Genomic DNA, 15011 nt, shown 5'->3' with positions numbered 1-15011 from the left:
GAGGATAAGAAATGAAAATTCAAAAGGATAAATATACGCGAATGCTTCATTGGATTGCCTATGTGGTCATTATTGGCTTATCGATCGCTTGCCTGCTGCCCTTTTTGCTAATTATCTCTGCATCTTTGACCAGCAATGAGTCCATTATTCGCGATGGCTATCATCTGATTCCGGCACAGTTCTCACTGGAGGGCTACAAGACGGTATTCATCTTCCCGGATGAGGTGCTGCGGGCATATGCGGTCACAGTCAGCACAACTGCGATTGGAACGGTAATGGGACTTTTTTTCATGACTATGGCGGGTTATGTACTGGCGCGTAAAGATTTCAAATATCGAAATAGCTTTTCCTTCTATATATACTTTACGACTTTGTTTGGGGGAGGACTTGTCCCTTGGTACATCATGATTACGAAATACCTCGGTTTGTTGGATTCCTATGCGGTACTGGTGCTTCCAGGTCTGATGACGCCATTTTTGATCATTTTAATGAAAAACTTCATCAAATCAGCAGTTCCTGAGGAATTGTTCGATTCTGGAAAAATAGACGGGGCTGGTGATTTCCGGATTTACTGGCAGATTGTACTCAAGCTTTCCATGCCGGGCATCGCTACAGTCGGTTTGTTTCTGGCTTTGTATTACTGGAATGACTGGTTCACCTCTTCACTGTTCATCAATGATACGCATAAATATCAGCTGCAGTTCTATCTGTACAATGTTATCAATTCAGCACAGTTTATCGCACAGATGGGGGCGGGAACCGGGGTGTCACTGGCTACGGAGGTCCCTGCTGAGTCTACCAAAATGGCGATGGCAATTGTCGTGACGGGACCTATTCTTTTTCTGTACCCGTTCGTTCAGCGTTATTTTGTCAAAGGCCTAACCATCGGCGCTGTAAAAGGTTAGAACCGCAACCTGCCCACTACCGGGTAAAGGTACAGTCGGCTAACATAGAAGCATAGTGAAAAGGGAGGATTCAGATGAATAAACAATGGGGCAAACGCATGTCTATTCTGCTTACGTCAGTACTGGGCATGACGCTACTGGCAGGCTGCGGGGGGAATTCTAATTCTGCAAACGGAGGCAATGCGGCGGTAAAAGAGAGCAATAGCGGAGGAAACACAGCACAAAGTACGAACGCAGGGACGGAGGAGAAGACCGGACTGGACACTTCCAAAAAGGTCGAGCTGCAATTCTATATGCTAGGCGATGCGCCGAAGGACCTCTCAAGCATTGAAGCGGAAATTAACAAAATGGCTGAAGAGGATCTGAATGCAACCGTTAAATTCAACTATACAACCTGGACAGATTGGGATCAGAAATATAAGCTGCTGCTGTCGTCGGGTCAATCGATCGATCTGATCTTCACTGCGGACTGGACACAATATCAAGCTTATGCGAAAAAGGGAGCTTTTTTGGCTATAGATGATCTGCTGCCCAAAGCTGCCCCGGAACTCCAGCAATTCGTACCACAGGAAATGTGGGATGCCGTGAAGATTGATGGCAAGATTTACACCGTTCCAGCGACTTATAAGGAGTATGTAACGAACGGCTTCGTATGGCGTGAGGATCTGCGCAAGAAATACAATCTGCCTCAGCCGACAGATCTGGCTAGCTATGAAGCATACATGGAAGGAATCAAGAAAAATGAACCGCAGATGTCACCTGCTTCTTTTAACAGTGATGTAAGAGGTAACATTCATGATGTATATTCAACACTTACCGCACAGGTCGGCAGTCCGCTGCCTTATGGTATTGGTATTAAGTACGATGATCCTTCAAAAGCTTATCTGTATTGGGGCTCGGAGGAACATAAAGAAGAGCTGCTGACGATGAGACGCTGGCAGGAAAACGGATTGATTTCCAAAAACGTCCTGAACTTGAAGGATACCATCCAGGCTCCGATTATCGCGGGCAAGGCAGCAAGCATCTTCGGAGATAATCCGACTCGCTTCAACGATACGTTGATGAAGGTGAAAGCAGCACATCCGGATTGGGATCTAGGTTACTATCCTTATGGCAATACCATTGGTTATGCAACACCAGTTCATCCTATTCATAATGGTTTCGCCATTCCGAAGAGCAGCAAGAACCCTGAACGTGCACTGGCCTTCTATGAAAAAATGGTCATGGATAAACGTTATAATCAGCTGACACAATACGGTGTGGAAGGAAAGAACTATAAAATTGATGCGAACGGCTACTATGAACTTATTGGAGATGCTTCAACGAACGGTTTTACACGCGAGGGAATGAATGGCTGGGCCTGGCGGAATCCGGAGTTCATGCTATTTGATAAATCCTATGATGGCGTGAAGGAAATTTTCGCTGAGCTCGACAAAATTCAGAAGCCGGATATTTTCACAGGTTTTGCTGAGGATTATACCTCCTATCAGGCGGAAAAAGCAGCACTAGAGCAGGTGGAAAAGCAATACCTGTATCCATTGCAAGCTGGATTAGTAGAGGATGTTGATGCGGGTTTAGCCACCTTTATGGAAAAGGCTAAGCAAGCCGGCCTTGAAAAAATTCAGACCGAATATATCAAGCAATGGGATGCTTATGTGCAGGAGAAGGGTTTGAAATAATAAAAGTAGCAAGGGATGTTCCTTAAGCCTAATGGCAGGGAGCATCCCTTTTTTTGTGTTCTTTAACGTACTCAGATTTACGAGAAACGTTGACGGAATTCCCGTGGAGTGGTTCCTTCTATTCGAATAAAGCTGGAGCTGAAGTAAGGGGCCTGATTGAAGCCGACTTCCTCGGCTATACGGGCAATCGTGTAGCTAGTCTGCATCAGCAAAAGTTTACTTTGCTGAATTCGATAATGCAGCAGATATTCCATCGGCGCACAGCCGTATTCCTTCTTCATGCAACGAGCGATATATACAGGGTGAAAGCTTAGACTTTCCCCGAGCTGCTGCGCAGTGATATGCTCACGAAAATGGCTGCGTAAATAGGAGGCCGCTTGCTCTGCACATATTTTGGAGGGCGAGGGGCGCTCATGGCTGAGGGAGGCGGATAACTGCTGAATTACCTCCTGAAACAACAGCTGCTGCTGAAATGGAGTATCGCTTAAATGGGAATTAGGCACAAGCTGATTCAGCTGCGAGAGCAGCTCTTCCATCTTGGACGGCTGTAGCAGAGTTGTATATTGAGGCAAGCGTACGCTAAACGGCCGGATATCAAATTCGTCAGATTGCAGGGAGTTCTCTATTTTGACGTTATCTTTCTCAAGCGCAGCAGCCGTATCCTCGGTCATATTCCAGTCGCCCACCGTTTGAAAATGCAGCCAATAATAAGAGGTGGATTCCTTGCAGCTATCCGTACTGAAATGATGGCTGTCTGGACGAAGCAAGAGCGCCTGACCCGCTTTTACTTGAAAAGGGAGACCGCCTTCACTCATATATAAACAGCCTTGTTTAACTACAAGCATATCGAACACCCGGGTATTATGGCGGCTCATATGATAATGGCCGGGGGAGAAAGTATGGAATCCGCTCACAATGTAGTACAGCAACGGAGGAACGGTGAAGTTCAAGATGTTCATGTCAGAAGCTCCTTTTAGTGAGGTTGGAATAATGTAATAATTGGTTTGAAATCTGTACCATCATCCAAAGTATATCATCTATAATTTAGTCTGACCTAATGAATAAAGATGTTATTTTTTAGGCTAAGTCTATAGGTATGGTTTACGAGGAGGGTTTGTATAGTGAAAAAAGAAAGACAGGGTTTTGGACTCTGGGTATTGGCTTGGCCTATATTTATAGAGGTATTTCTACAGACTCTGCTGGGTACGGTAGATACATTAATGGTCAGCCGTATCTCTGATGATGCAGTCGCCGTAGTCGGCATTTCCAATCAATTGTTCGGTGCATTGACCACACTTTTTACAACATTTGCGGGTGGAGCGGGGATTCTGATTGCACAGAGAATGGGCTCCAAACGTTTTGGTGAAGCGCGCACGATTGCTATTATGGGAGTATCGGTTAGCCTCGTGTTGGGGCTTGTCGTGAGTATTGTGTTGTTTTTCTATGCGGGCCCTATTGGTGGGGTTCTAAATATAGCACCGGAACTATTATCACTTTCGAATGTCTATATCTCCCATGTCGGCGGTGGACTTTTTATGGTCGGGATGATCGCTTCCCTCGGTACCGCTATCCGGAACACAGGGAATACCAAAGGGCCAATGTACACAGGGATCATCATCAACGTGATTCATATAATTCTGAACTATATTTTTATATTTGGTGTATTCGGTCTGCCTCAGCTAGGTCTTGCGGGCATCGCGATCTCCAGTATTATCAGTAGACTGGTCGGAGTGATTATTCTCTATTCCTTATTCCGGCGTTCTTTCGAAATCAAGGTTAGACTTAGAGATTTCCGTATATTCAATGGGAAGCTGTTCAAGCAAATTCTGAAGATTGCCTGGCCGCTGGGGATCAATTCTTCCTGTTGGGTATTCTCCCAGCTTATTGTGTATTCCTTTCTGGCTGCACTTGGAGCCGAAGCGTTAGCAGCACGCACGTATCTTAACACCTTGGAGTCCTTTTGCTTCACGCTTGGTTATGCTTTTGCGCTGGCGGGGCAGATACAGATTGCTCATTTATTCGGAGCAGGCAAACTGAAAGAAGCTTACCGCAGTGCATATCGTACACTCTTCATTGGTTTGAGTATTGTGTCAGCTAACATGTTGTTATTATTCTTGTTCGGAAAACAGCTGCTCGGTTATTTCACATCTGATCCGAAAATTATTGCGATCGGGGTTTCTTTGTTAGCTCTAAATCTATTGCTCCAGCCCTCCAAAATGCTGAATATGGCCCTCGGCAACGCGCTGAATGCCATCGGGGATACGCGTTATACGATGTATACTTCCATCGTGTCTATGTCCCTCATTGGCGTGGGCTGCTCCTATTGGTTAGGAATCAGCGTCGGCTGGGGACTCATAGGTATCTATTGTTGTATGATAGCCGACGAATTGGTGAGAGGTTTGCTTGTTTTGGCGCGCTGGAGGGGGCGAAAGGTTCTCCGCCAAGCGGATACCGGCTTGAGTGAAGAGAATGCTTCACTACATGGAGCGGGGAAAAGAAGCGCCTCGTTAACCACATAAGCGGGACTCTATAAGCCCAGCTTGATGGGCAATGGAGTGGTTTTAGAGTAGGACGTTGTTTGTGGAGTAGTGTTTTTGTTTCGGCAGTAGGGTGGTAGTAGTGCTGCAGTAGTGCTGCAGTAGTGCGACAGTAGTGCGACAGTAGTGTGATAGTAGGGAGGCTGTGGGAGGGCGGTAGTGGGGTGGTTGCGGGAGGGATGACGTTGTGCTTTCGGACTCAGATGCCGCTATTTGCTAATTTAGAGCCTTTTCCGGTTAGTTTCGGACTGGAGGGGCGCTATTCCTCGTGAAATGGCTCATGTAGGGGTAATTTTGCGGCAATAGTGACACTGGAGTCCGAAAGCGACTTTGAAAGCCCAAGTAACACCGTGCACCCAAGCGACAACGAGCACTTCAAGTAACATAGAGCAACTCTGTGGCTTGAAAATTGATTAGTTTAGGGGCAGTAGGGCGTTGTGCTTTCGGACTCAGATGCAGCTATTTGCTAATTTAGAGCCTTTTCCGGATAGTTTCGGACTGGAGAGGCGCTATTCCTCGTAAAATGGCTCCTAATGGGGTCGTTTTGCACCAATAGTGACTCTGGAGTCCGATAGCCCATGAAAAGAGACGTTTGTGCGGAAATAACGGCTCTGGAGTCCGAAAGCGACTTTGAAAGTCCAAGTAACACCGTGCACCCAAGCGACAACGAGCACTTCAAGTAACATTAAGCATCCTGAGTAACGGCGAGCACTCTAGGTAATAATTGAGCATTCCAAGTAACGATGAGCACTCCAAGTAACAATGATCATCCCGATTAACATAGAGCAACTCTGTGGCTTAAAAATTGATTAGTTTAGGGGCAGTAGGGCGGTTGCGGGCTGGCTGGCGTTGAGTTTCGGACTCAGATGCCGCTATTTGCTAATTTAGAGCCTTTTACGGATAGTTTCGGACTGGAGAGGCGCTATTCCTCGTAAAATGGCTCCTAATGGGGTCGTTTTGCACCAATAGTGACTCTAGAGTCCGATAGCCCATGAAAAGAGGCGTTTGTGCGGAAATAACGGCTCTGAGGTCCGAAAACAACTTTGAAAGTCCAAGTAACACCGTGCACCCAAGTGACAACGATCACTCTAAGTAACATTGAGCATCCTGAGTAACGTCGATCACTTCAAGTAACATTAAGCATCCCGAGTAACGTCGAGCACCCAAGTGACAACGAGCACTCCAAGTAACATCAAATTTGCTGATGCTTTTTTGAAAGAGGTTACCTCATGAGTAATTACTTCTGTGAGGGCCTCTTTTTTATGCGCGTATAAAGTTTAAGTTTGACGGTCCTCAAATTTGATTATTCATTCATATAGAGTTTGATTCTATGATATAAATGAGGTAGCCTTTATAGAATGGGTAGCCGTTATATAAATACATGTCAGTGAAGGGTTTGAGGGAAATGTTGTTGTCAAAATGGAGAGGGTTTTCGTTACTAGGGCTGCTCTTAATGCTTGTACTATTATCAGGCTGTTCTAAAGGAACAGCGCATGTCACAGTGAATAAGAATGGAAGCGTAGATTTTGCAGTGAATATGAAAGTGAATTCGCGGGCAGAAGCGTTGATTAGCGGAAAAATGGAAGATGCTCTGGTAAACAAACTTAAAGATCAGGGGATTGAGCTAGAGAAAAGCCAAGATGGAAAATCTACAGTCTATGAATTCATGAAATCTTATGCCTCTTTTGAGGAAATGAAAGCACTCTCTGGTGACTTGGATATTGTGGACCTGAAATTAGATACCAAAGATTATTGGTTTTATACCAAATATGATGTTGAGGCGAAGCCCAAATTAAATAGTTACATAGACACCATAATGGATAATATGGGATCGCTCAGCTTATCGAAGCCGATTATTCGGGCGTTTTTACAAAACATGGCTTTCGACTTTAAATTAACGTTACCTGTGGATTTATATGGAGACAATAATGCAAATGTGGAGGACGGCAGAACCCTTACTTGGAATGTTACACTAGCGGATACAGAGCCAATTCAAATGCAGGTTTATGTGCCTAATGTATGGAATATCGTGATTGTGCTTATCATTTTAGTGGTGGTTATTGTAACTGCGATTATATTGTTCGTCAGAAAAAGAAAGCAGCGTAATAGAAAACGTTTCTAAGTGGGTTCGTAAGGTTTAGGAAGTGCCGGGAAGCTAAGATGCTTTACCGGCCTTCTTTACTTTTTAGCAGGCACAGAGTTATAATTAGTACCAAGTACTAATATCAGATACTAAATGAAGAGGTGATTGGAATGACAGGTGCAAAAATTACCGCTATCGGAACCTATGTCCCAGCCAAAAGACTGACTAATGCCGATCTGGAGCAGATCGTAGATACAAATAATGAATGGATTGTACAACGGACCGGAATCCGTGAGCGCCGAATTAGTAGGCAGGATGAGTATACAAGTGATTTATGTGCAGCAGCTGTGCAGGATCTTATGACTCGTTATGGAAAAAGCGTTCAGGATGTCGATATGGTCCTGGTAGCTACGAGCACACCTGACTTTTCCTTTCCCTCAGTAGCTTCTTTGATTCAAAATCGTTTTAACATTCCACAGACTGCGGGTGCTATGGATTTGAGCGCAGCATGCGCGGGTTTTGTCTATGCACTGCATACTGCTCACAGTTATGTGGCTTCAGGAATGCATCGTAAGGTCCTGGTTATTGGTGCGGATACGATCTCCAAGATTACGGATTATACTGACCGCAGTACATGTATTCTTTTTGGGGACGGAGCGGGAGCTGTACTTGTGGAAAGTGATGAGCAGTCGACGGGATTTTTGGGCTTCCAGCTGGCAAGTGATGGCGGTGGGGCACATCATGTGTACCGTACGGGGCTTGCCCATACTGTAAACAATATTGAGCTGGTAGATACACAAATGCTGGTACAGAACGGACGTGAAGTGTTTCGCTGGGCGGTCAGAACGGTTCCTTTAGGTGTGCAACAGCTGCTTGAAAAAGCGGAGGTAACTCTGGAGGAAGTAGACTGGTTTATTCCACACAGCGCTAATATGCGCATGATTGAGCCAATTTGTGAGCGATTAAATTATCCGCTGGAGCAGGTGCTGCACAGTCTTGTGAATTTCGGCAATACTTCTGCTGCCACGATTCCTTTAGCACTCGATTTGGGCATCCGCGAGGGTAAAGTCCAAAATGGACAAAAGATCCTGATGTATGGTTTTGGTGCCGGATTGACCCAGGCGGGGCAATTGATTGAGTTGAATTTGGATCATCAGGTAGGGATACCTACTCCATATTAAGAGGTGGAATTTGGCGAGTTGATGTCCAATGAATATATAACGAAACGTTTCGGTTAATCAAAAAAAGACAGCGCCGTTTGCGGAAACCCGCTTACATTAGCCGTTGTCTTTTTTTGTTGAGTAACTAAGTATTTAATTGACTGCCACAGGATTCACGTACAATAAGCACAGGCTCCACTACAAACGATCCACCGCCAGACTGATTGTTAATCAAGTCATAGAGCATATGAGCAGCGAGGATCCCAAGCCGTTCTTTGTTCTGGCGGATGGTCGACAGTTTTGGACTGGTATATTTACAGGCTTCAATGTCGTCACAACCGATAATGGCAATATCTTCAGGAACGCTGAGGCCGTGTTCTTTCAAAGCCCGGATGGCTCCCAGAGCCAGCAAATCAGAAGCCGCAAAAATGGCTTTTGGTAAATTTCCGGCTTGAATTAATTGCTGCATAGCCGTATAACCGCTGGGCTCAAAGAAATCGTCGCCATGAACAAACCACTGACGGTTCAAAGTGAGGCCGAAGCTTTCAATAGCTTTGACATATCCAGATTCCCGCAAGTTAGAAATATCTGAATCCGCTGCACTTCCGATAAATCCAAGCTCTCTATAGCCAAGTAGATAAAAATGCTCCACGACCTTGGAAGAAACCTGAAAGTTATCTGACATCACAAAGCCAGATTTTTTGCCCTTTAGCTCAAGGTCGACCCCGATACAAGGAATACTGCTCATATCCAGATCGCGGATGGTAGGCTCCATCTTTTGCCCGGAAATAATGACACATCCATCCACATTAAAATGAACAGATCGAGCGAAATAATCGCCGCTGCTGATGAATTTCTCGTTGGAAAAGAAAATGAGATCGTAGCCCAGAACGCCCATCTGCTTTTTAAAGGAATTTAGCACTTCTACGAAAAAGGGATGGGTAAATTCGACATTAAGCTCGCCAGCAAAAATAACCCCGATCAGATTCGACTTCTTAGTTGCGAGTGTCTTGGCGGAGTTGGAAGGTGAATATCCGGTTTGTTCGATGATCTCCAAAACTCTTTGCTTGGTTTTTTCGGAAACATCGCTGTAATTGTTCATAATTTTCGAAACAGTCGAGACAGAAACGCCGGCCATTTCGGCAATCATTTTGATATTCATAGTTAATAAAGCCACCCTCCGCTAAATAGTTGAAATTTGAGAAAAAGACTGTTCTAGAGCGGTTATTTGCGAGTTATTATGAATAGGGTGAATGAAAATTCAATTATTTTCAGTCTATTATTATTGCCGAAACAAGTCAAATATATATTTCACTATGCAGATTTATTCCAAAATAATCTATGTAAAAAAATTCAAAATTACATCTTTACAAAAATAGAAAACTAAGCAACAATAGCATTGTCGAAACCGATTTCGATTTTTCGCTTGAATTACGAATATTACGAAATTCGAGGAGTGATGTTTAGGATGAAAAGGAATTTCACAGCAGCACTTGCTGCTATGCTCCTTGTCACCGGGCTGCTATCACCGGTTGGGAGCATGAATGCTTCAGCGGCAGAGGCGTTAAAGGAAAACTCACCTGATTCAGCGGCAACGAAAGTGGAAAATGAACCAATCAATGGATTGAAAGCGTTTACCGATGTATTTCCAAGTCATTGGGCCGCAGGCCCATTACAGCGTTGGAGCGCAAATGGGATCATAAGCGGATATGACGACGGGTCGTTTCGTCCGGGTAAGGAAGTCACGAAGGCAGAATTCGCAGCTATTATGAATCGTATATTTAATTATCAGGAGCAATCGGATAAGGTTCCCGCTGATGTCCAGGCTACAGACTGGTATAAAAATGATATAGCCAAAGGGATTGCAGCTGGATATTTAAGCAGTGATCAGAAGAACAATATTTATCCTTCAAAAGCACTTTCGCGCGCTGAGGCGGCGTTAGCATTGGAGAAAGTGTTTCGTTTCAATGCAGACAAAAGCAGTACAGCAGCATTCACCGATCTGAACGGAGTCAGCGATGAAACCGCAAAAGCAATAGCTGTTCTATCGAGTGCAGGTTTTGTAAAAGGATATCCTGGAGGTTTGTTTAAGCCAGATGGTGGGATCACCCGTGCAGAGTTAGCTCAGTTGGCTGATCGAATGGTTTCGGGACTCCTCCTGAAATCAGGAGAGACTTCACTAGGAACAGTAAAGGGCAATGTAGTCATTAATCGGGCTGACGTGATTCTTAAAGACACGGTCATCCAAGGTAATCTTTATCTAACCGAGGGGATAGCTGAAGGGAATGCAAAGCTTGAAGGTGTAAAGGTAACAGGGACTACTTTTGTACGGGGAGGCGGCGAGCAAAGTATCGGCTTACACCATACTTCTCTTGGACTGCTTCAAGTAGCCAAGCCTAATGGTAAGGTTCGGGTTTATGCCAGCGGGTCAACAGCTGTGGGTACTGTGCATCTGCTATCTGGGGCAATCTTGGAAGAAAGCAGCGATCTTACCGGGGCAGGGTTTGGGGATGTTGAGATGGATGTCGTTCCTCACAATATTTCGCTTCGCGGAACATTTGCAGCGGTTCGTTCGGCAGACTCAGCAGTCAGCGGTTCTTTGTTAAGAATCCTTGGAACTGTCGGCAGCCTTATTCTGGGAAGTCCGGCCCAATTAACATTGGAGAACAATTCACAAGTGGCGGCACTAATCCTATCTGCGAGCGCTGGAGGTACAACAATTCAAGGCAGCGGAAGCGTAACCACAATAGATAACAAAGCCGATGGAGTAACGATTGGCGGTGTAGCATTAAAAAAAGGAAACACTGGCAAAACAACATTGCCAATAGCAAGCTCAGCGCCAAGCAGTTCGGGGAATGTAGGTCCAATATCGACACCAAACTCCACACCTGAAGCAACGGCGACACCTACGGCAACTGCTACGCCAATCGAAACACCAACACCAACACCAACACCAACACCAACACCAACAGCCACACCGACACCAACAGCCACACCGACACCAACAGCCACACCGACACCAACACCAACACCGACACCAACACCAACGCCAACGCCAACACCAACACCAACACCAACACCAACACCAACACCAACACCAACACCAACACCAACACCAACACCAACGCCAACACCCACAGCCACGCCAACACCAACCACTGATCCGTGGACACTGGTGTGGGGGGATGAGTTTGATGATGGAGAGATTGATGCAACAAAGTGGACCTATGACCTTGGAGATGGTTCGCAATACAACAATCCAGGTTGGGGAAACAATGAGAAGCAGTGGTATACCAACGATGAGAAGAATGTAAAGGAACAGGACGGTAACCTGATCATTACGGCCCACAAAGAAGAAAAAGCTGGCAAACAATATACTTCTACACGGATTAAGACTAAAGGGTTGTTTAGTAAGAAATATGGGAAATTTGAAATTCGGGCCAAAGCACCTACTGGAAAAGGGTACTGGCCGGCGATCTGGATGCTGCCGGAGAACGATGTGTACGGGACTTGGGCTGCTTCCGGTGAGCTTGATATTATGGAAGGCTGGGGCAGTCGTCCAGACACGGTAGCGGGGACGATTCATTACGGCGGTATGGCGCCGAACAATGTATACTCCGGCAAAGAGTATGTATTTCCGGATAACGCTACGATTGAGCAGTTCCATACGTACTCTATTGAGTGGGAGCCGGGCGAAATTCGCTGGTATGTGGATGGTGAATTATATTCGACCAAAAATGACTGGTACAGCATCAGCAATGGGCAGCCTGCCAATAATGTGTATCCAGCGCCGTTTAATCAGAAGTTCCATTTGCTGATGAATCTGGCCGTAGGCGGTAACTTTGATGGTGATCCGACTAGCGAAACCGTATTTCCAAAATCGATGGAGATTGATTACGTTAGAGTCTACGAGCTGACAGGTCGTGAGTACCGCGAGCCTATTCCAGTTACACTGGAGAAGGAAGCCTATCCAGAAGGCTCCAAGCTTGCACTGGCAGACGGCAACATGGTCTATAACAACAATTATTCGGAGCAGGTGCCGGGGGATGACGGTATGGGAATCCCAAATACCGCACATTGGGCACTTTATAAAGAAGCAGGGGCTGAAGCTACGGTTTCTACTGTTCCTATTGGGGAGCGCAATTATGTGAAGGTAGATATCAGCAGTGGCGGCGGGAATTTTTATTCGATTCAACCCCAAGCTATCGTATCTATAGCTAAAGGCAGGTTCTATAAACTCAGCTTCGATGCCAAAACTGATATGTCCCGCAGTATGAGCGTTCGGTTAACAGGTGGAGAATCTCGTGGATTTGCAGCGTATTCTCCATCGTTTAAGGTAGATCTAACTTCAGCGATGACGCATTACGAAACGATGTTTCAAATGAAGGAGAACTCAGATATTGCTGCACGCGTCGAGTTCAACGTGGGTACCAATACTTCACCGGTATGGTTTGGTAATGTCAGATTAGAAGAGATTGAGAATATTCAATTCCCGCATGATAGTGTGAAGGAACCGCTGGCCAACGGTAATCATCTGTACAATGGTACTTTCGATATTGGGGAACCCAATCGGATGAGTTATTGGCATACGGAAGCAGCTGGTGGTGCCACGGTAGAATCAAGCGTTAATGACAATGGCCAGTTAAAGCTACAGATTGGCGGCAGTGAAAATGGTGAGGTTCGGTTACTTCAGAAGGGAATTCAGCTCATTCAAGGGCAGGACTACGAGGTTACCTTCAATGCTTCAGTATCCTCTGCACGCACAGGAACGGTCCAACTACTAGGAAAAGACGGCAGTGTACAGGCAGAACAAACGGTTAACTTAAGCGAAGGTGAGCAAAAAATTAAAGCCAACTTTATCAATCTTGCAGGTGCAACCGATCATGAAGGACAATTCGTATTATTGTTAAACGGGGCAGCGGATACAGTCGTTCTGGATAACTTCCAGATGATACGTACTAGCTTCTATTTTGATCCATCGCTAATATATTACCCGCTCCTGAATGGTGAATTTAACTTTGGGTTTAGCGCCTGGGACCGCCTGTTGACAGAGCAGGGTGGTCAGAGCAGCGCTACGGTTGTAGATGGAGCAGCGAAATTTAGCATTACGAATACTGGCAGTCAGGCTTATTCTGTAATGTTGTTTCAGAACAACTTGAAAGCTGCTGCTGGAATGGATTATGTGGTTGAATTTGATGCCAGTTCAACCGTAATCCGCAAAATCGGGGTGAACGTAGAAAATGGTACGTATCAGGCCTCGTTCAGCAATATTCTGGAGGTAACGCCGGAGACGAATCATTACAGATTCGAATTCCGGCAAGGCAGCAAGGATACATTGTCTCTTAAATTCCTGCTTGGGAAGGTTGAGGGGATTAGTATTCCTCAAAACCATGATATTATCATTGACAATGTGAAATTTGAGATCAAAAATGCACCGGCCAAACCGCAGGAGCTGCTGAGCGACAGCAGTAATAACAGAGTTTCGCAGCCGATTGAGCTTACTTTTATCGACAATGCAAATTGGCGGAATCAAATCATGGCGGTAAAGGTTAACGGTACAACACTTAATGCAGAGCAGTACACTATTGAACCGGGAAAAATCACAATTGAAGCAGCAGTATTTCCGGCAGAAGGAAGTTATACCATTACTGTTGAGGCTGAACATTATGTTACTGCAACTGTCGCGCAGACTATTCTAGCTAATGATAACAATCTAGTCATCAATGGTTCGTTTGGCAGCGATAAGACGGGCTGGACTACATGGTCCGGAGAAGGTGGCGTCTCCGCGTTTAATGTGAAGGATGGCGTAGCTGAAATCCTGATTACGTCGGCCGGATGGGAAGCGTGGCATACACAATTTTTCCAAGAGGGTATTCCACTGGAGGGCGGAAAAACATATGAGGTGAGCTTCAAAGCAAAATCAACGGTTCCGCGCCAAATTGTGTTAGAATACTCCAATACTTCAGCTGCTTCCGCGCAAGCTAAGTTTGATATTCATGCGGATTGGGCTACTTATACAGCACAATTTACGGTGTCGAACAGCAACCCGCTGAAGCTTAATTATCTGATCGGCAAAACGCTGGGCGCTGATCCTGCGGCTAACAGTACACCGCATACGATTTCTTTTGACGATATTGTGGTCAGGGAGGTACAAGGGGGTCCACCAGTAACACCGCCAAGCGGTACCCTGGATAATGGAACCTTCGATGTAGATGCAACGGGCTGGAGCCAGTATTTTGACGGAATCGGAACTGCTTCTGTTCAAGAGGGGGAATTTGCTATCAACTTAACAGGTACCGGGCAAGCCCCTTATAGCGCACAGGTGGATTACGAAAATCTCAAGCTCGTTCAGGGAAAGACGTACACCTTGAAGTTTAAAGCTCGTTCTACAGTAAACCGCAATATTCAGGTAGCTGTGGAGCATAAGGGCGGGGACTACACCAAATATATGGAAGCTGAGCTTGTAGCCTTGACCCAGAATATGGACGAATACAGCTACACTTTTACCATGAATGGGGCAACAGACGCTGGTGTTCATCTGGTGTTTTTGCTAGGGCTTATAGATGGGAATAGTACGGAGACGAATAGTGAAATTAGCGCGGGCAGTACAATTTATTTAGATGATGTAAGCTTGATCGAAGGGTAAA

Annotated in this window: 8 protein-coding genes; 6 read left to right on the top strand and 2 right to left on the bottom strand. The window is 45.5% G+C overall.

All coding sequences use genetic code 11. From position 1 onward, the window contains the following. Positions 1-11: 11 nt before the first annotated feature. Positions 12-905, top strand: coding sequence for a carbohydrate ABC transporter permease (locus NSQ55_RS25680; protein ID WP_036685379.1), 894 nt, complete (start codon positions 12-14; stop codon positions 903-905). Positions 906-973: 68 nt separating this feature from the next. Beyond that, positions 974-2584, top strand: coding sequence for an extracellular solute-binding protein (locus NSQ55_RS25675; protein WP_339174608.1), 1611 nt, complete (start codon positions 974-976; stop codon positions 2582-2584). Between the two features lie 77 nt (positions 2585-2661). Here the strand turns inward: NSQ55_RS25675 and NSQ55_RS25670 are convergent, their stop codons facing one another. Continuing rightward, a complete protein-coding gene (locus tag NSQ55_RS25670; RefSeq protein WP_339169722.1) occupies positions 2662-3543 on the bottom strand; it encodes an AraC family transcriptional regulator in 882 nt (293 codons plus the stop codon). Between the two features lie 162 nt (positions 3544-3705). Between NSQ55_RS25670 and NSQ55_RS25665 the strand changes: the two genes are divergently transcribed. From NSQ55_RS25665 to NSQ55_RS25655, 3 genes are all read left to right on the top strand, one after another. Further along, positions 3706-5103 carry an MATE family efflux transporter gene (locus NSQ55_RS25665; RefSeq protein WP_339169721.1) on the top strand — a complete coding sequence of 466 codons (1398 nt, stop codon included), beginning with the start codon at positions 3706-3708 and terminating at the stop codon, positions 5101-5103. A gap of 1423 nt (positions 5104-6526) precedes the next feature. After that, positions 6527-7243, top strand: coding sequence for a hypothetical protein (locus tag NSQ55_RS25660; RefSeq protein WP_175619988.1), 717 nt, complete (start codon positions 6527-6529; stop codon positions 7241-7243). Positions 7244-7374: 131 nt separating this feature from the next. Beyond that, positions 7375-8385 carry a ketoacyl-ACP synthase III gene (locus NSQ55_RS25655; RefSeq protein ID WP_076128027.1) on the top strand — a complete coding sequence of 337 codons (1011 nt, stop codon included), beginning with the start codon at positions 7375-7377 and terminating at the stop codon, positions 8383-8385. Between the two features lie 124 nt (positions 8386-8509). Here NSQ55_RS25655 and NSQ55_RS25650 read toward each other — a convergent pair whose 3' ends face one another. Then, positions 8510-9526, bottom strand: coding sequence for a LacI family DNA-binding transcriptional regulator (locus NSQ55_RS25650; protein WP_036685366.1), 1017 nt, complete (start codon positions 9524-9526; stop codon positions 8510-8512). Positions 9527-9832: 306 nt separating this feature from the next. On the opposite strand from NSQ55_RS25650, the gene NSQ55_RS25645 reads away from it, so the two are divergent. Further along, entirely contained in the window at positions 9833-15010 is a 5178-nt protein-coding gene (locus tag NSQ55_RS25645) for a carbohydrate binding domain-containing protein (protein WP_339169717.1), read from the top strand. Position 15011: the final 1 nt, after the last annotated feature.

This window comes from Paenibacillus sp. FSL H7-0943 (assembly GCF_037963265.1).
Taxonomy (GTDB): domain Bacteria; phylum Bacillota; class Bacilli; order Paenibacillales; family Paenibacillaceae; genus Paenibacillus_AQ; species Paenibacillus_AQ odorifer.
This window is presented reverse-complemented; position numbering and strand designations above follow the sequence as displayed.